16 protein-coding genes are annotated in these 16,390 nt (G+C 74.8%); 14 read left to right on the plus strand and 2 right to left on the minus strand.

Features of this window, described 5'->3' with window-relative positions; genetic code table 11:
• Nucleotides 1-20: 20 nt before the first annotated feature.
• A complete protein-coding gene (locus V5D56_RS05085; protein WP_435737971.1) occupies nucleotides 21-1,310 on the minus strand; it encodes an amidohydrolase family protein in 1,290 nt (429 codons plus the stop codon).
• Nucleotides 1,311-1,468: 158 nt separating this feature from the next.
• On the opposite strand from V5D56_RS05085, the gene V5D56_RS05090 reads away from it, so the two are divergent.
• The 7 genes from V5D56_RS05090 to V5D56_RS05120 all read left to right on the plus strand — a co-directional run bounded on the left by V5D56_RS05090 (nucleotide 1,469) and on the right by V5D56_RS05120 (nucleotide 7,763).
• Nucleotides 1,469-2,227, plus strand: a complete 759-nt coding sequence (locus tag V5D56_RS05090) for a Pr6Pr family membrane protein (protein ID WP_435737972.1) — start codon at nucleotides 1,469-1,471, stop codon at nucleotides 2,225-2,227.
• A gap of 22 nt (nucleotides 2,228-2,249) precedes the next feature.
• Nucleotides 2,250-2,909, plus strand: a complete 660-nt coding sequence (locus V5D56_RS05095; RefSeq protein WP_435737973.1) for a hypothetical protein — start codon at nucleotides 2,250-2,252, stop codon at nucleotides 2,907-2,909.
• 107 nt (nucleotides 2,910-3,016) lie between these two features.
• Nucleotides 3,017-3,769 carry a copper resistance CopC family protein gene (locus V5D56_RS05100; protein WP_435737974.1) on the plus strand — a complete coding sequence of 251 codons (753 nt, stop codon included), beginning with the start codon at nucleotides 3,017-3,019 and terminating at the stop codon, nucleotides 3,767-3,769.
• A 213-nt stretch (nucleotides 3,770-3,982) separates the two neighbouring features.
• Nucleotides 3,983-4,528 carry a hypothetical protein gene (locus V5D56_RS05105; RefSeq protein WP_435737975.1) on the plus strand — a complete coding sequence of 182 codons (546 nt, stop codon included), beginning with the start codon at nucleotides 3,983-3,985 and terminating at the stop codon, nucleotides 4,526-4,528.
• A 100-nt stretch (nucleotides 4,529-4,628) separates the two neighbouring features.
• Nucleotides 4,629-5,366 (plus strand): DUF1775 domain-containing protein, encoded by a 738-nt coding sequence (locus V5D56_RS05110; RefSeq protein ID WP_435737976.1) that lies wholly within the window; start codon nucleotides 4,629-4,631, stop codon nucleotides 5,364-5,366.
• Nucleotides 5,367-5,373: 7 nt separating this feature from the next.
• A complete protein-coding gene (locus tag V5D56_RS05115; RefSeq protein WP_435737977.1) occupies nucleotides 5,374-7,119 on the plus strand; it encodes a copper resistance CopC/CopD family protein in 1,746 nt (581 codons plus the stop codon).
• On the plus strand, nucleotides 7,116-7,763 hold the full coding sequence (locus tag V5D56_RS05120) for a DUF1775 domain-containing protein (protein WP_435737978.1): 648 nt from the start codon (nucleotides 7,116-7,118) through the stop codon (nucleotides 7,761-7,763). The genes V5D56_RS05115 and V5D56_RS05120 overlap by 4 nt, the downstream gene beginning before the upstream one ends.
• 306 nt (nucleotides 7,764-8,069) lie before the next feature.
• Here V5D56_RS05120 and V5D56_RS05125 read toward each other — a convergent pair whose 3' ends face one another.
• Nucleotides 8,070-9,302 carry a GTP-binding protein gene (locus V5D56_RS05125; protein WP_435737979.1) on the minus strand — a complete coding sequence of 411 codons (1,233 nt, stop codon included), beginning with the start codon at nucleotides 9,300-9,302 and terminating at the stop codon, nucleotides 8,070-8,072.
• 118 nt (nucleotides 9,303-9,420) lie between these two features.
• Here V5D56_RS05125 and rpmB point away from each other — a divergent pair, with 118 nt between their 5' ends.
• The 7 genes from rpmB (at nucleotide 9,421) to V5D56_RS05160 (ending at nucleotide 16,390) form a co-directional block, all read left to right on the plus strand.
• The gene (gene rpmB, locus V5D56_RS05130) at nucleotides 9,421-9,657 is read left to right on the plus strand and encodes a 50S ribosomal protein L28 (protein WP_435737980.1); all 237 of its coding nucleotides are present in this window, start codon (nucleotides 9,421-9,423) and stop codon (nucleotides 9,655-9,657) included.
• Complete coding sequence (rpmG, locus tag V5D56_RS05135) at nucleotides 9,657-9,824, plus strand: 50S ribosomal protein L33 (protein WP_251152020.1); 168 nt, start codon at nucleotides 9,657-9,659, stop codon at nucleotides 9,822-9,824. The genes rpmB and rpmG overlap by 1 nt, the downstream gene beginning before the upstream one ends.
• On the plus strand, nucleotides 9,824-10,129 hold the full coding sequence (gene rpsN / locus V5D56_RS05140) for a 30S ribosomal protein S14 (protein WP_435737981.1): 306 nt from the start codon (nucleotides 9,824-9,826) through the stop codon (nucleotides 10,127-10,129). Before rpmG ends, rpsN begins: the two co-directional genes overlap by 1 nt.
• 37 nt (nucleotides 10,130-10,166) lie before the next feature.
• Complete coding sequence (locus V5D56_RS05145) at nucleotides 10,167-10,460, plus strand: type B 50S ribosomal protein L31 (protein ID WP_435737982.1); 294 nt, start codon at nucleotides 10,167-10,169, stop codon at nucleotides 10,458-10,460.
• Nucleotides 10,457-10,579, plus strand: coding sequence for a type B 50S ribosomal protein L36 (gene ykgO, locus V5D56_RS05150; protein ID WP_435737983.1), 123 nt, complete (start codon nucleotides 10,457-10,459; stop codon nucleotides 10,577-10,579). Before V5D56_RS05145 ends, ykgO begins: the two co-directional genes overlap by 4 nt.
• Before the next feature lie 182 nt (nucleotides 10,580-10,761).
• Nucleotides 10,762-14,634, plus strand: a complete 3,873-nt coding sequence (locus V5D56_RS05155; protein ID WP_435737984.1) for a TIGR03773 family transporter-associated surface protein — start codon at nucleotides 10,762-10,764, stop codon at nucleotides 14,632-14,634.
• Nucleotides 14,635-14,761: 127 nt separating this feature from the next.
• A complete protein-coding gene (locus V5D56_RS05160) occupies nucleotides 14,762-16,390 on the plus strand; it encodes an anchored repeat ABC transporter, substrate-binding protein (RefSeq protein WP_435737985.1) in 1,629 nt (542 codons plus the stop codon).

Below are 16,390 nucleotides of genomic sequence, written 5' to 3' on the forward strand. Positions count from 1 at the left end.
CGTGGGCCGGCCGCCCGCCGTCAGCGCGTGAAGCGCTCCGCGCGCTCGACGACGCGGCCCGCCCCGCGGCCGCCGTTCGCCGCGGCGTCCCACGTGTAGACCTCGGTACCGGTCACGAGGACGTGCTCGGCGCGCGCGGTCACGTCGAGCGGGTCGCCCGACCACACGACGACGTCGCCGTCGAGCCCCGGCGCGAGCGCGCCCACGCGGTCGTCGAGGCCGAGGAACTGCGCCGGGTTCACCGTGAGCGCCTGGAGCGCGACCTCGCGGTCGAGCCCCTCCTTCACCGCGAGCGACGCCTGGTGCACGAGGAAGTTGATCGGCACGACGGGGTGGTCGGTCGTGATCGCGACGCGCACGCCCGCGCGGGCGAGCACGCCGAGGTTCGCGATGGCGCGGTCGCGGAGCTCCACCTTCGACCGCGACGTGAGCATCGGCCCGAAGATCACCGGGACGTCGCGCTCGGCGAGCACGTCGGCGATGGCCGCGCCGTCGGTCCCGTGGTTGAGGACGAGCCGGTAGCCGAACTCGTCGGCGAGGCGCAGGGCCGTGGCGATGTCGTCCGCGCGGTGCGTGTGCTGGTCCCAGTACAGCTCGCCCGCGAGCACGCGCGCGAGGGTCTCCTTGCCGAGGTCGCGGTCGAACGGCTCGCCCTTCGCCGCGGCCGCGTCGCGCTTCGCGACGTAGCTCTGGGCGTCCACGAACGCGGAACGGATGACCTTCGCGACGCCCAGGCGTGTCGACGGCGTCTTCTTCTGGTCCCCGTAGACCCGCTTGGGGTTCTCGCCGAGGGCCGACTTCACGGAGACGGCCTCGCGGATCACCTGCTCGTCGACCGTGCGCCCGCCCCAGGTCTTGATCGCGACCGTCTGCCCGCCGATCGGGTTCCCCGAGCCGGGCTTGACGACGGCGGACGTCACGCCGCCGACGAGCGCGTCACGGAAGCCCTCGTCCTCGACGTTGATGCCGTCGATCGCACGCAGCGCCGCGCCGTTCGGGTCGGTCATCTCGTTGGTGTCGTTGCCCGCCCAGCCCTCGGCCTCCTCCATGACGCCCATGTGCGCGTGGGCCTCGACGAAGCCGGGGAGCACCCACCGGCCGCGCGCGTCGAGGACGCGGGCGCCGTCGGGCACCGCGACGTCCGTGCCGACGGCCGTGATGACGCCGTCCTCGACGAGGACGGTCCCGCCCTCGATCGGCGGGGACGCGACGGGCACGACGTAGCCGTTGGTCACGGCGACGGTGCCGCGCACGGTGCGGGGGGTGGTCCGGGCGGGGCGGGCGGACGAAGCGGGCGATGAGGTCGTCATGGGTCCATCATGGCCCCGTCGCCCCGGGCAAGCGTCACCGCGTCCGGTCCGCGCCGGTGCGCCGGGACGGCCCGCCGCGGGACTAGGCTCGCAGTGCGTCACGGTCGCCCCGCGCGGCCGGACCGCCTCGTGATCGGACCGCGCGCGAAGGAGCTCGCATGCACGTCGTCGTCGGACTCTTCCGGCTCTTCCTCGTCGTCCTCGCGCTCGTGGGCACGCGCGCGATCTGGCGGGACGGCGACATCGAGGGTCTGATCTACTTCACGAACCAGACCGGCTTCCTCGTCGCGATCGCGTTCACGTGGGCCGGGTTCGCGTCCCTCCTGCGGCGACCGCAGCCCCCGGCGTGGGTCACCGGCGCGGTGACGCTGTTCGCGGCGATCACGGGGCTCGTGTCCTGGTTCGTCCTCGCGCCCGAGGACCCCGACGCCCCGGCGGTCTTCCTCGGGCTGACGGACGGGCAGATCGAGCACGAGGTCCTGCCGCTGGCCGTCGTCGCCGACTTCCTCCTGCTCACGCCGCACCGGCGCCTGCGCGGGCTCACGGCGGCCCAGTGGCTCCTGTACCCCCTCGCCTACTTCGCGTTCACGACGATCCGCGGCTTCGTGAGCCCGGGCAGCGAGTACCCGTACGGCTTCGTCGACCTCGACGCGCTCGGCTGGACGGGCCTGCTCGTCAACGTCGTCCTCTACGGTGCCGGGTTCCTCGTGCTCGGGCTCGTGCTCGTCGGGCTCGACCGGCTGCTCCCCGCGCGCGCGTTGATCGGGTCGTACCCGGGCGCGGTGGCGCCGACCGACGAGGTCGCCCGCGACGTCGAGGGCGCCGACGACGCGGTTGCGGCGCGGGGTGGCGCAGACGGCGCCACGGACGCCTCCGACGCCCGCGCGACGGGCCGCGGGGACGGTGCCCCCGCCTGACCCGAGCGGCTAGGGTGGGCCCGTGCTCTCCCCGGTCGCCGGTCCGCTGCGCGTGACGCGTGCAGCGCTCGTGGCGACCCTCGTGCTGGCGCTCGGCGCCGCGGCGCACGCCGTCGGGGGAGGTCAGCTCCCGGACCCGCTGGTCCTCGCCGCGCTCGCCGCGTTCACGCTCGCAGGCACCATGGCCGCCGCGCGAGCCCGGTTCACCGTCCCGCGCCTCGTGGGCCTCCTCGGTGCCGGTCAGCTCGGGCTCCACGTCGCGCTCGACGCGCTCGGTCACGGCGCCGTGGCGTGCGTCCCCGGGGGCCACACCGGTCACGGCGGGGGCCTCGTGTGCTCCCCGGGTGCCGTCGTGCCCGACGCCGCAGCGGGCGTCGCGTCGTCGGCCCACCTCGCGTCGTCGGCAGGATCCGGGGTTCCCGGCGTGTGGATGCTCGTCGCCCACGCCGTCGCGACCCTCGTCCTGGCGGTCGTGCTCGCGCACGGCGAGCGAGCCCTGGAGCGGTTCGTCGCGTGGCTGACGCCGCGCGCGTCCCTGCTCGCCCCCGCCGTCGTGGCGCCGTCGCGCCGCGAGGCCGGCGTCCCCGCCGGGTTCGCGCGCCGCCCGTCGGCGCGCCACCCGGGGACCGCGCCGACGCGCGGGCCCCCGGCCGTGGTCCGGCTCGTCGGGACCTCCGCCTAGACCCACCCCTCGCGCCACCGCGCGACCCCGACGAGGCCTCTCCGGCGCACGCCGGAACCCGGGTACAGCCAGCGGCACCGCCGCGCCTCGGACGGAAAGACCTCCCCATGCTCCCTGCACGAACCCTCACCGCTCGCCGACCGGCCTCGAAGCTCGTCACCGTGATCCTCGCGCTGCTCGGTGCGCTCGCCCTCACCGTGGCGCTCGCGACGGCCTCCGCCCTCCCGGCGCAGGCCCACGACCGTCTCGTGGGCTCCGACCCCGCCGACGGCGCCCAGCTCGACGCCCCGCCCGCCGCGATCACGCTGAGCTTCAACACCGAGCCGCTCGCGGTCGAGCCTCAGGTCGTCGTGACCGACGCCGCCGGGACCGTCGTCGCGCAGGGCGCGCCGACGATCGACGGCACGAGCGCGACGCTGCCGCTCGACGCGGCAGCCCTCACCGGTGGCACGTACTCCGTCGCGTGGCGCGTCGTCTCGTCGGACGGGCACCCCATCGAGGGCACGCTCTCCTTCGGGGTGGCGGAGCAGCCTGCGGCCCAGCCCGCACCGTCGGAGAGCTCGCCCGGGGAGGAGGGCACGCCCGACGAGAGCGCGTCGTCCTCGGACGCCGACGCCGTCGACAGCACGGACGCCACCCAGGATGCCGACGCCAGCGACGGCAGCGACGCCACCGAGGACGCCGCCACGACCGACGACGGCGGCAGCGCGCTGCCGATCGTGGTCGGGGCCGTCGCGGTGCTCGGCGTCGCCGGCGTCGCGACGGCCCTCGTGCTGCGCCGCCGCGGCAGCGGCGACGACGGAGCGAGCGGTGCCGACGGTGCCAGCGGTGACGACGGGGCCGAGGGCCGGCGCGGCTGATCCCGCGGCGGACGCGGAGCGCGTCCTGCGGTGGTCGCGATGCGGCTCTACTTTTGATTGACCCGCAACAGAAGCGCCGGTACTTTCGGCGAAAGCAGGACGACGGGCGCGACGAGGCGACCCACGGCCCAGCGGAGGGAACCGGTCGATGACGACCCCGACGAGGACGGAGCGCGACCGGTCGACCGTGCCGCGCGTCGTCGGGGTGCGGTCATGACGTCCCCGGGGTCCGGGCGTCTGCGCGCCGCGCGCGGGCTCGTGCTCGCCGCCGTCGTCGTGGGCCTCTCGCTCCTCTCGCACGAGCTCGCGGGCGGGTCGCGCCCGGACGTCGTCCCCCTGGTCGTCCTCGCGGCGCTCAGCGCGGTCGCGGTGCGTCCGCTGACGCGCCGCGAGGTCGGGCTGCCGCGCCTCCTCGCGCTGCTGGGCGCGGGGCAGGTCGTCCTGCACGTCGTGCTCGAGCGCTCCGCGGAGCTCTCGCCGACGGCGACCGCGTCCGCCCACGCCCACGACGGCCCGGCCGCGACGATGACGATGCTCGCGGCCCACGCCGTCGCGACCGTCGTCGTCGCGCTCGTGCTCCGGCACGGCGACGCGGTGCTGTGGCGGCTGTGGACGTGGCTCACCCGCCGCCGCGTGCCAGAGGCGCCGCGCGCCGTCGTCGTACCGGTGCGGCCCCTGCCGCGCCGCGTGCTGCCGTCCGTGCGGCGCGCCCCCGTCCCCGGGGCGGTCGGCGGCCGCGCACCGCCGGCGTCCGCCTGACCCCGGACGCCCGTCGCGGCGTCCCGTTCCCGCGCGCCCCTGGCGGGTCACGACGTCGTGCCCGCGCGCGCACCCTCATCTTCCCGAAAGGCACACCATCATGCGAAAGCCCCTGCGCGCCGTCGGCGCCGCCACCCTCGCCACCGGTCTCGTCGTCGCGGGCGCGAGCGTCGCGTCCGCCCACGTGACCGTGACCCCGAGCACCACGACCGCCGACTCCTACACCGTCCTGACGTTCGCCTTCGGGCACGGCTGCGGCGAGTCGGCGACCACCGGGATCGCCATCCAGATGCCCGAGCAGATCCTCTCCGTCGCCCCCGAGATCCACCCGGGCTGGGACGTCGAGAAGGTCATGGAGGAGCTCGAGACGCCCGTCGACGACGGGCACGGCGGCCAGTACACGGAGCGCGTCGCCGAGATCGTGTACACCGCGAAGACCCCGGTCCCGAACGGGTACCGGGACTCGTTCGAGCTGTCCCTCAAGCTGCCCGACGCCGCGGACGAGACCCTCGACTTCCCCACCGTGCAGACGTGCGAGGAGGGCGAGACCGCGTGGGTCGAGATCCCCGCTCAGGGCCAGAGCAGCGACGACCTCGAGTCGCCCGCGCCGTCGTTCGTGGTGACCGCGGCGGAGGCGTCCGACCCGGGGGCCGCCGAGGCCGAGACCGAGGACGCCGCCGCGGAGGCGGCGTCGGAGGACGGGAGCGCCACGGCGTCGTCGGTGGCGCCGGACGACGCGGGCACGCCCGTCGTCTCCTGGGTCGCCCTCGCGCTCGGCGCGGCGGGCCTCGTGCTCGGGGCGCTCGCGCTCGTGCGCTCGCGCCGCGCCCAGGGCTGACCTCTCCATGACCACCACGGCACGCCTCTCGGTCCTGCACCGGGCGGTGGCGCTGGCGGTCGTCGCCGCGGCCGCGGTCCTGCTCGCGATCCTCGCGAGCGGCCCGGCCGCGGCGCACGCCGTCCTCGTGGGCACCGACCCGCAGGACGGCACCGTGCTCGACGCACCGCCCGACGCCCTGACCGTCACCTTCAACGAACCCGTGCGCGCCGTCGACGGCGGGACGACCCTGCTCTCCGCCGACGGGTCGGACGTGGCGGTCGACGCCTCTGCCGTCGACCACGCGCTCGTGATCACCCCCGCAGACCCGCTCGACGACGGGACCTACGTCGTGAGCTGGCGCGTGATCTCGCTCGACTCGCACCCGGTCGCCGGGGCGTTCAGCTTCTCCGTCGGGGCGCCGAGCGTGACGACGGTCGAGGCGAGCGTCGCCGAGCCGAGCGGCGCGCTCGTCGCCGCGCGCGCGGCCGACCAGGCCGCGGTCTACCTCGGCACGTTCCTCGTGGCCGGCCTCGTCGTCTTCGAGCTCCTCGTCCTGCACGCCACGCCCGGGGCCATGCCGCGGGTGCGGTCGCGGCTGCAGCGGGCCCGGCTCGCGGGGCTCGCGGTCGCCGCCGTGGGGCTCGTGCTGAGCGTGCCGCTCACGACGGCGTGGCAGGCGGGGGGCGGGCTCGACGCCCTGCTCGACGCCTTGACCTGGCGCACGGGTCTGACGTCCGACACTGCTCTCGCCGCCGGGCTCGGCGTCCTCGGCCTCGTGGGCGCGGCGCTGCTCGCGCCGCGGGCGGCGCGCGAGACCCGAGCGCTCTGGCCGGCGGGCCTCGCGCTCGGAGGTTCCGCCCTCGCCCTGGGTGCGCTCGTGCTCGTCGGGCACACGCGCACGTTCGGTCCCGCGGCGCTCGTCGTGGCGGCCGACGTGCTGCACGTCGTCGCCGGCGCGGTGTGGCTCGGGGGCGTCGTCGGGCTGGCGCTCGTGCTGACGCCGTCGTCCCAGGTCGACGCGCGTCGTGCAGCGGTGACCGTGACGCGCTTCTCGGCGCTCGGCGCGTGGGTCGTGCTCGCCCTCGCGCTCACGGGCGTCGTGCTGGGCTGGCGGATCGTCGGCACCGTCGAGGCGCTCGTGTCCACGGCGTACGGGCAGGCGCTCCTCGTCAAGGTCGGCGTCGCGCTGTGCATCGTCGCCGTCGCGGCATGGAACCGCTACCGACTCCTCCCGTCGTTCGCCGCACCGGCGGAGCGCGGCTCGGCGCGTCGCACGACGAGCAGCGGCGGGTCGGCGGTCGGTGCCCTCTCGCGCCGGCTCGGGCGGACCGTCGCGCTCGAGGCGGGGCTGCTCGTCGTCGTCCTCGCCGTGACCGGCGTGCTCGTCTCGCGCAGCCCGGTCGACGGGGTCGCGACGGCCCCGGTGGCCGAGGACGCGGGGCCGGCCGCCGTCGAGGAGACGCGGCCGCTCGGCGACGGGACGCTCGAGGCCCGGGTCACGCCGGGCGCCGTCGGGGTCAACGCGCTCGAGCTCGTCCTGCTCGACGCCGACGGGGCCCCGCTGGAGCCCGTCGCAGACCCGGTGGTCACGACGACGCTCGCCGAACCCGCGCTCGGGCCGTTCGCGCACACCCTCGTGCGCACCGGGCCGGGGACGTACGAGGCCCCGCTCGACCTGCCCCTCGCCGGGTCGTGGACCATCACCGTGAACGTGCGGACGTCGAAGTACGAGAGTCCCATCGTCGAGATCCCCGTGGAGGTGTCGTCATGACCGCGAGCACCCCGTCCGCGCAGGGCGCGGCCCGTCGGACGCTCGCCCGGGTGAGCACCGTGCTCGCGCTCGCCGCGGTCGGCGTCGGGGTGGCCGCCGGACCGGCAGGCGCCCACGTGCTCATCGAGACCGTCGAGCCGCACGGCGACGGCATCTCGACGATCACGTTCACGTTCGACCACGGGTGCGACGGCGAGCCGACCGACACGCTCCGGGTCACCATGCCCGAGGGCGTCGAGCTGCTCGCGGCGACCCAGCCCGACGGCTGGACGTCCGCGGTCGGCGGCGACGGCGTCACGTGGTCCGGGGAGGAGGCCCCGGTCCCCGACGGCGAGCGCGCGGCCTTCACCGTCGACGTCCGCGTCACGGGCGAGATCGGTCAGTCGTTCGCCTTCCCCGCCGTCCAGGAGTGCCCGTCGGGGGCCTCTCACGACTGGAGCGACACCGACCCGTCCGGCGCCCACCCGGCGCCGACCTTCGTCGCGACGGCCGCCACCCTCAGCACCCCGACGGCGTCGCCGTTGCCGGCGAGCGAGCCGCCGACGCCCCTCGGACCTCTGGTCGCGGGCGTGGTCGGCGCGTCCGTGCTGGCGGGCGCGTGCGGCGCGTGGGCGGTGCGTGCCCGTCGCGACCGAGTGGTCTGAGGGGGCCGCGAGGGGGACCGTCGCCCCTCGGTGGTCAAGAAGACGTGCTCGGCGGCACGTCCGGCGCAGCGATGTGACACAGGTCACTCTCGCATCATGTCCCGAACCCGCGCGCCAGCCCTCGTTCGCAGGTGGGGGACGTCGTCGCGACGGGTCACGCGACGACACCCGGACCGGTGGCGGTCCGCGACGAGAGCTCCGCTGGGGGGAGCTCACGTGGCGGACCGCCACCGGTTCGTCCTTCCCGGGCCCGGCTGCCGTGGTCGGCCGCCTCACGGACCTCGGCGACCCGGCCGGGCGCCGGGGTCAGACCTCGCTGCGCGCGCCGAGCCACGGCGCGAGGACGTCCTCGCGGCCGAGCCAGCGCAGCCCGCCGTCGGCGAGCTCGTCGGGCGTCGCGAGGGCCTCGCCGAACGCGTCGAGCAGCCGGGCGCGCTCGTCACCGTCCGCGCCCTGGCGCGTGGCGCCCACGACGACGAGGCGCGTGTGCGGGCGGACCGGCACGCCCTCGGCGGTGCTCGCGTCGTCCCACGTGCCGAGCCCGCCGATGCTGAGCTGGCCTCCCGCTCCCTCCCAGGCGCACAGCGAGTCCGGCCGGTTGGCGACGTGGAAGACGCCGCGCGAGCGCAGCCGGCCGGTCCCGAGGTCCTCGATGCGGCGTAGCAGCCGCTCCGGGTCGAACGGGCGCGCCGAGCGCAGCTCGAGGGTCCAGCTGCGGTCGTCCGGGTGGCGCGCGCCGTCCCCGAGGCGTCGTTCGCCGTGCCCGCCCGGTCCGCCGCGCTCGCCGGGTCCGCCGCGCTCGCCGTGCGCACCGCGTGCGCCGAGCGGGTGCGCGCGGCGCTCGGCCGCAGCGGGGTCGTGCACGCCGGCGGCGAGATCGGCGACGTCGAGCGCGTGCAGCCCGTCGATCCGGCGGGTGCCGGCGCCGCGCAGGCGGTCGACGAGGCCGGAACCGGTGGGCGACGCCTCGATCGAGCCCGTGGTGACGACGAGGTCCGCGTGCTCGAGCTGGGCGGCGAGCGCCTCGCCGACCGCGCGCTCGTCGTCCGGCGTGAGGGCTATACCGCGCTCGTCGACGAGGTCGTCGTCGAGCAGGTCGTGCTCCGCCTGCTCGACGTCCACGACCGCCAGCACCGTTGCGAGGCGCAGGCGCTCGAGCTCGCCGCCGGGGGCGCTCGCGCCGGCGAGCGCCCGCGCGACGGGGAGGGACTCTGCGCCGACCGGCAGCGCGAGCGCCACGTGGCCCCAGCGACCGTCCTCCGCGAGGCGGCGCAGCGTGGGGACGGCGTCCTCGCGCACCGCGCACGACAGGCACGCGTGCTCGAGCGGGACGCGGACGTCCTCCACCACGCCGGTGGCGTCGACGACGACGCGCCGCAGCTCGCCGTCGGTCGCGAGGATGTCGTGGCGCAGCACCACGGCGCCCTCCCCTCCGACGGCGAGGCCGAAGACGGCCGCGTCGCGCAGGACGGCGTCGACGGTCGCGACGACGCTCAGCGGGAGGCGGGGGTCGAGCGGGTCCGGGTGGTCGAGGGTCATGCAAGGGCTCCAGTTCTGGCCGCGGGAACAACCTGGCGGGTGGTCGTGTTGGACTGTACACCTTGACGAGAATGATTCTCAGTACCTATCGTCTCGTCATCGTCCAGGAAGGAACACCATGTCCGCCGTCTGCCAGGTGCTCGGCACCTCGCCCGGGTTCGGCCACTCGATCTCGCACTCCCACGTGCGGACCAAGCGACGCTTCGACCCCAACGTCCAGAAGAAGCGCTACTGGGTGCCCTCGCTCGGGCGCCACGTCACGCTGCGCGTGAGCACGCGCGGCATCAAGACCATCGACCGCAAGGGGATCGACGTCGTCGCGGCGGAGATCCTCGCGAGAGGGGAGAAGCTCTGATGGCCACCCGACAGGACCTGCGTCCCGTGATCAAGCTGCGTTCCACCGCCGGCACCGGGTTCACCTACGTGACCCGCAAGAACCGCCGCAACGATCCCGACCGGCTCGTGCTGCGCAAGTTCGACCCCGTCGCGCGGCGCCACGTCGACTTCCGCGAGGAGCGCTGATGGCGAAGACGTCGAAGATCGCACGCAACGAGCAGCGCGCGACGGTCGTCGCCCGGTACGCCGAGCGGCGCGCCGAGCTGAAGCGCGTCGTCGCCTCGCCCACGGCCACGTCCGACGAGAAGGCTGCGGCCGTCGCGGAGCTGCAGCGCCAGCCGCGCGACGCGAGCGCGACGCGCCTGCGGAACCGCGACGCGGGCGACGGTCGCCCGCGCGGCTACCTGAGGAAGTTCGGGCTCTCGCGCGTGCGGATGCGTCAGATGGCGCACCGCGGCGAGCTGCCCGGAGTCACGAAGTCGAGCTGGTGACGGCTCCGGCCGTCACGACAGCAGTACGGAGGAGAGCATGAAGAAGGACATCCACCCCGAGTACGGGCCCGTCGTCTACCGCGACAAGTCGGCCGACCTCGCGTTCCTCACGCGCTCGACGCTCGCGGGCGACCACCCGGGCGGGCCGGGCGTGCCGCGCGAGACGATCCTCTGGGAGGACGGCAACACCTACCCGGTCGTCGACGTCGAGATCTCGAGCGCGAGCCACCCCTTCTACACGGGCACGCAGCGCGTCGTGGACACCGCGGGCCGCGTCGAGCGGTTCCGTCAGCGCTACGGCGCACGCGCGCAGGGCGGCGGTACGCGATGAAGGTCCGCGCCTCGCTGCGCTCGCTGAAGAACAAGCCGGGCGCGATCGTCGTGCGCCGCCGCGGCAGGACGTTCGTCATCAACAAGAAGAACCCGCGCTGGAAGGCCCGTCAGGGCTGAGGCGCACCGGGTGGTGCTGTGCGCGCCGCCACGCGGGACCCAGGACCGGAGCTGCCGACGGGCGGCTCCGGTCCTGTCTTTGTGAGAACGATTATCGCTATGTATAGTCGCTCGCGGTTGCGCCCGTCGTCGGAGCGCGCCCCCGGTCCCGCCGCCGACGGCGGCCTAGAGAGGAAGACCCCGTGTCACTCACCACCCGCAGCAGACCGCTCGTGGCAGCCCTGGGCGTGCTCGCCCTGCTCGCGTCGTTCGTGGTCCCCGTCCTCGGCGGCACCCTGGCGACGGCGTCCGCCGCGCCGGCCGACCGCGAGCACGTGCTCACGCACGGCCACGTCGACGGCTTCGAGACGACCTACGACGCGGCGACCGGCACGGTCGTCCTGAGCGTCAAGGACGACACCCGCATCTACGAGCCGGGTTCCGCCTACCGGGCGCCCGAGACCACGACCTTCGCCTACGAGGACGCGCGCCTCGTCCAGACCCTCCCGCCCGCGACGGGCGGCTGGGCCTTCCTCGGCGCGTACGGCGGCACCGACGCGTGGATTGCGAGCCAGACCGGCAGCGACCAGACCTACGCCCCCTGGGTCGGCTGGAGCACCGAGCGGCTGCTGGGCAGCCTGGCCGGCACGGGCATCACGCCCGCGTCCGGGCAGCCGGTCTCGCTCGACGTCCGCGTCGACGGACCGGGTGACGTCTTCGCATTCCAGAACGGGTCGTTCGGCGCGCCGATCAACCGGTACGTGGACACGACGACGTCGGCCGGCGGCACGATCCCGGTCAGCGCGAACGCGCACGTCCACACCAACTGGATCTACACCGCCGAGGGCGACTACACGTTCGTCGTCACGCCGTCCCTCGCGACCACCGCGCACGGCACGATCACCGGTGGCGCCGCGACGTACCACGTCCGCATCGGCGAGCGCGCTCCCGAGCCCGTGACGACGTCGGTGTCCGTCGCAGCGGACGCGGCCGAGCACGTCGAGGGCTCGACGGCGACGTTCACCGCGACGCAGGAACCGGCCACCGAGCTGTCGACGTACCGCTGGGAGGTCGCGGTCGCGGGCTCGGAGGAGTTCGTCGCGGTCGACGGTGCCACGGGCCCCACGTACGAGCGCCAGGTCGCCCTGGCCGACGACGGCGCGCGCGTGCGCGCCGTCCTGCTCGACGGCGACCGCGCCGCGGGCACGTCGGAGCCGGTGGCGCTCGCCGTCGTCGCCGCGCCGCCGACGCACACCGTGACCCTCGCGCCGCTCGAGGCGGAGTACGCGACCGGCAGCACGATCTACCTCGAGGCGACCCTGGAGCCGGCCGTCGAGGGGGCGACGTACCGCTGGGAGAGCCACCAGCCCGGCGCGACCACGTTCTCCCCGGTCCTCCCGACGGTGTTCACCGAGGCGACGCTGTCGCTGCTGGCGACCGAGGAGGTCGAGGGCCACGCGTGGCGCGTCGTCGCGCTCGACCCGTCCGGCGCCGAGCTCGCGACGTCCGAGCCGGTCGTCGTGCCCGAGGTCCGGGAGATGCCGTGGGAGGCGCCCGTCCGCGACGAGACGCCCGTGGTGCTCAGCCGGGGGCACATCGACCTGTTCAACCTCTACCTCGACGCCGGCCGGCTCACGCTCGCCGTCGTCGACGGCTCCGGCGAGTACTCGCCGCGGGCGGTCGATCGCGCGCCGAGCGCGGTGACGGTCGCGGTGGACCCGGTGCTGAGCGCCCTGCCGGTGCCCGACACGGGGTACGACTTCCTCGGCGAGCCGGGGGACGAGGTCTACGTCCTGCCGTCCTCCCAGACCGACGGCCTCCCGTGGCCGGGCTGGACCACCGAGCGCTTGGAGAAGAGCCTGCCCGAGGGCGTGACGGCGTCCGACCTGCGTTACGAGATCGAGGCCGACGGCCCGGGCAGCGTCTCCGCGTGGGCGGGCGGCCTCGACGGGTCGCCTCGGATCCACTTCGACAGCGGCGACGACGAGCCGGACGTGGTGCCGGTCCGCGTCGGTGCGCACGTCCACACAAGCTGGGGCTTCACCGAGCAGGGCACCTACACGCTGCGCGTCACGGCGAAGGGCTCGCTCTCCGACGGCACCGAGCTGGTCAGCGACACGGAGACCTACACCTTCGAGGTCGGCGAGGAGCAGCCGGCCCCCGAGCCGGAGCCCGAGCCCGATCCTGGGGCGTCGGAGCCGAACCGCGAGTTCGTCCTCTCCCGCGGCCACGTCGACGGGTTCGAGGTGACGTACGACGACGCGTCCGGCGCCCCGGTCCTGTCCGTCAAGGACGACACCCGGATCTACGGCCCGGGGTCCGAGTACCGCTCCCCGGCCGACGTGACGATCGCGTACGAGGACGAGCGCGCGCTGCAGCGCCTGCCCGCAGCCGAGGGCGCGTGGTCGTTCCTCGGCGAGCACGGCGGCCAGGACGCGTGGATCGGCTCGCAGACCGGCGCCGAGCAGGAGCTCCTGCCGTGGGTGGGCTGGAGCACCGAGCGTCTGCTCCCGTCCCTCGAGGGCTCCGGGATCACCCTCGCCACCGGTTCGCCGGTGGAGCTCGACGTGTCGATCGAGGGTCCGGGTGACGTCTTCACCTTCCAGAACGACTCGTTCGGCAACCCCGTCAACCGGTACGTGGACACCACGGCGTCGTCCGGCGGCACCATCCCTGTCACGGCGAACGCGCACGTCCACACGAACTGGGTGTTCACGGCACCCGGCGACTACCACCTCACCGTGACGCCGAGCCTGAGGAGTGCCGACGGCCGGACGATCGCGGGCGAGGCCGCGGACTACCACGTCCGCGTCGGGCCGTACGCGCCGTCGTGGACACCGATGACGGACGACCAGCTGACCGACGCCAACCGTGGCGGGCTGACGCTCGACAAGGCGTCCTACGCGGCCGGCGACCCGGCCGTCGCGTCCTCGCCGTCCTTCGCGGACGGGCAGGAGGTCGTGGCGTACGCGTACTCCGAGCCCACGAGCGCCGGCACGGCGACGGCGCAGGGCGGCGCGGTGCGCGTCGCGATCCCCACGTCGCTCGACTCCGGCGCGCACAAGCTCGCCGTGTACGACGCGGCGTCGGGCGACCTCGTCGGCTGGGCGCCGTTCGCCGCGACCGCGGCCGTCGTCCCTGGGCCTGACGACGGGTCGGGCGACGGGTCCGGCGGCGACGCGGACGGCGACGGCGCGGGTGGCGCGGGTGGCGCGGGCGGTGGTGGCGGGTCCGGCACAGGGGGCGCCGGGTCGACGACGCCTGAGCCGTGCCTCCCTACCCCCGTCACGAACGAGGTGAAGACCCAGGCGCTCGCCGGGGTGACCGACGGTCACTTCGACTTCGGCTCCCGGGTCGAGGACAACGACCTCGTCGCCACGGTGAAGGACGCCCGCAAGCAGCCGCCGACGTGGATCGAGCCGGGTGCCGTGACGTTCCGTCTCGGTGACGCGGCGAAGGACGAGGTGCCTGCCGGCGGCGAGTTCTCGTTCCTCGGCGAGCCTGGTTCCCCGATCTGGTCGATCGGCCAGGTCCAGGAGTCGGGCGTGCCGTGGCTCGGGTGGAACACCCAGCACCCGACGCTCGTCGAGGCGGCGGCCGGACCGGTCACCTACACCCTCGAGTCCGTCGACGGGCCGGGAGAGCTCGGCGTGTACGCCACCGGGAACTTCGGGGGCGTGGGCACCAAGTACTTCGGGACGCTCGACGGCTTCCCGAGGAGCACCGCGGTGCCGCTCAACCAGCACGTCCACGGCAACTGGGCGTTTACCGAGCAGGGCGTGTACAAGGTGACCTTCACCCTGTCCGTGCCGCTCACGAGCGGCGGGACGGTCTCGGACACGGCGACCCTCACCTTCTCCGTGGGCGACAGCTCGGGGATCACCACGAAGACGACGTACGTCGGGAAGACGGCGTCGGGTGAGAGCTGCGAGCTGAGCGCCGACCAGAAGGCCGCCCTGGCCTCCACGGGGGCCGACCCGGCTTCCGCGCTGGCCCTCGGCGTGCTGCTGCTCGGCGCGGGCGGCGTGCTCCTTGGCGTCGCGCGCCGGCGCCGCGGGACGTCGCCGACCGCCTGACGACGTCCGACGTCGACCGCTCCCGCCTGTGGCACCACCACCTCCTCCCCGGGTGGTGTCGCAGGCGGGGTCCTCAGCGCTCGCGGGCAGCGGGCGTACGGAGACCGACCGCACAGAGAGCAGGAGCATGACCCTCGCCGACCGCACGCGCCGTGCGCGCCACGGCGCCACGCCGGGCCCACGTGCCGCCGGCACGCTCGCGGGCGTCCTGGCAGGCGTGCTGGTCGTCGCCGCCGGGTGCGCCCCGGCACCAGGGTCGGCGGACCCCGCCGACGGGCTGAGCGTCGTCGCGACGACCGGGGTCCTCGCCGACCTGGCCCGGAACGTCGTCGGCGACCGTGCCACCGTCACGTCGCTCGTCCCCGAGGGCGGCGACCCGCACTCGTACGAGCCGTCGCTGCGCGACGTGCGCGACGTCGTGTACGCGGACGTCGCCTTCAGCAACTACATGCTGCTGGAGGAGCACGACATCATCAAGATGCTCGACGCCAACCTGCCGCCGGACGTCCCGAACGTCTCGCTCGCCGAGTCGGCCGTGAAGTACGCGGCCGAGATCATCCCGCTCGTCGAGAACGTCAACCTCGACACCATCTGGCTCGGGCTCGCCGTGAGCGGCACGGGCGCGGAGCACGGCGCGACGCGCTCGTCGGACGTGCGGCTCGGCGCCACCGGCCTGGACGGGCCCGGGCAGCTCACCGGCTACCTCACGGAGACGTTCGGGAACCCCCGGGTGTACTTCGACTCGGCCGACGGGTTCGACGGAGCCACCGGTGCCGACGGAGGCGGGGGAGGGGGCGACACGGTGACCCTGCCCACGGACGCGCACACCCACATGAGCTGGACCTTCTCCGAACCGGGCGTGTACCGCCTCGACCTGGAGGCGGAGCTGCTGACGACGCCGGAGGCGGACCCCGTGCCGGCCGGCGCGTCGACGGTGACCTTCGCGGTCGGCGTCGACCCCTACTCGGTACCAGGCATGGAGGGCGCCGAAGTGCTCGACGGCGGGCACGCCGACCTGGCGGTGCAGCTCGACACGGGGGAGATCGTCATCTCCTCGGACTCCGCCGAGGACGTGGGTGGCCACCACCACGTGCACGACCCGCACGACACCGTGATCGCGGTGCCGAACAAGGCGCTCGCGCCGGTCCCGGCAGGCCCGGACTTCCGCTTCCTCGGCCGGGCGGGGGAGCAGGTCTACCAGCTGCCCCAGGCGGTCCTCGGCAAGCACGTGCACGGTGAGATCGACCCGCACCTGTGGCAGGACGTGCGCAACGCGCAGGCCTACGTGGAGATCATCCGGGACACGCTCGTCGAGGTGGACCCGGCGGGCGCGGCGGAGTACCGCGCCAACGCCGAGGCCTACCTGCGGACGCTCGACGAGACCGACGCGTACGTCGAGCGCACCCTCGCGGCCATCCCTCGCTCGCAGCGGTACCTCGTCACGACGCACGACGCGTTCGCGTACCTCGGCAAGGCCTACGACGTCGAGATCGCAGGCTTCGTCACCCCCAACCCCGCGACCGAGCCGAGCGTCGCCGAGCGCGCGAAGCTCACGCAGACGGTCCGGACGCTGCGCGTCCCCGCCGTGTTCCTCGAGCCGAACCTCGCCGCTCGGTCCTCCGTGCTCACCGAGGTCGCGAGGGAGAACGGCGTCCAGGTGTGCCCTATCTACTCCGACGCGTTCGACGACGACGTCACGACCTACGTCGCCATGATGCGAGCGAACGCCGACTCCCTGCGCCGCTGCCTCGCGTGA

The sequence above is a fragment of the Cellulosimicrobium sp. PMB13 genome (assembly GCF_051294865.1).
Taxonomy (GTDB): domain Bacteria; phylum Actinomycetota; class Actinomycetes; order Actinomycetales; family Cellulomonadaceae; genus Cellulosimicrobium.

What these genes read in the sequence shown, in the direction of transcription:
- V5D56_RS05085 (WP_435737971.1), bottom strand. Translation starts at nt 1,310, where the DNA reads ATGACGACCTCATCGCCCGCTTCGTCCGCCCGCCCCGCCCGGACCACC.
- V5D56_RS05125 (WP_435737979.1), bottom strand. Translation starts at nt 9,302, where the DNA reads ATGACCCTCGACCACCCGGACCCGCTCGACCCCCGCCTCCCGCTGAGC.
- V5D56_RS05110 (WP_435737976.1), top strand. Translation starts at nt 4,629, where the DNA reads ATGCGAAAGCCCCTGCGCGCCGTCGGCGCCGCCACCCTCGCCACCGGT.
- V5D56_RS05105 (WP_435737975.1), top strand. Translation starts at nt 3,983, where the DNA reads ATGACGTCCCCGGGGTCCGGGCGTCTGCGCGCCGCGCGCGGGCTCGTG.
- V5D56_RS05100 (WP_435737974.1), top strand. Translation starts at nt 3,017, where the DNA reads ATGCTCCCTGCACGAACCCTCACCGCTCGCCGACCGGCCTCGAAGCTC.
- rpmB (WP_435737980.1), top strand. Translation starts at nt 9,421, where the DNA reads ATGTCCGCCGTCTGCCAGGTGCTCGGCACCTCGCCCGGGTTCGGCCAC.
- V5D56_RS05120 (WP_435737978.1), top strand. Translation starts at nt 7,116, where the DNA reads ATGACCGCGAGCACCCCGTCCGCGCAGGGCGCGGCCCGTCGGACGCTC.
- V5D56_RS05090 (WP_435737972.1), top strand. Translation starts at nt 1,469, where the DNA reads ATGCACGTCGTCGTCGGACTCTTCCGGCTCTTCCTCGTCGTCCTCGCG.
- V5D56_RS05145 (WP_435737982.1), top strand. Translation starts at nt 10,167, where the DNA reads ATGAAGAAGGACATCCACCCCGAGTACGGGCCCGTCGTCTACCGCGAC.
- V5D56_RS05115 (WP_435737977.1), top strand. Translation starts at nt 5,374, where the DNA reads ATGACCACCACGGCACGCCTCTCGGTCCTGCACCGGGCGGTGGCGCTG.
- rpmG (WP_251152020.1), top strand. Translation starts at nt 9,657, where the DNA reads ATGGCCACCCGACAGGACCTGCGTCCCGTGATCAAGCTGCGTTCCACC.
- ykgO (WP_435737983.1), top strand. Translation starts at nt 10,457, where the DNA reads ATGAAGGTCCGCGCCTCGCTGCGCTCGCTGAAGAACAAGCCGGGCGCG.
- V5D56_RS05160 (WP_435737985.1), top strand. Translation starts at nt 14,762, where the DNA reads ATGACCCTCGCCGACCGCACGCGCCGTGCGCGCCACGGCGCCACGCCG.
- rpsN (WP_435737981.1), top strand. Translation starts at nt 9,824, where the DNA reads ATGGCGAAGACGTCGAAGATCGCACGCAACGAGCAGCGCGCGACGGTC.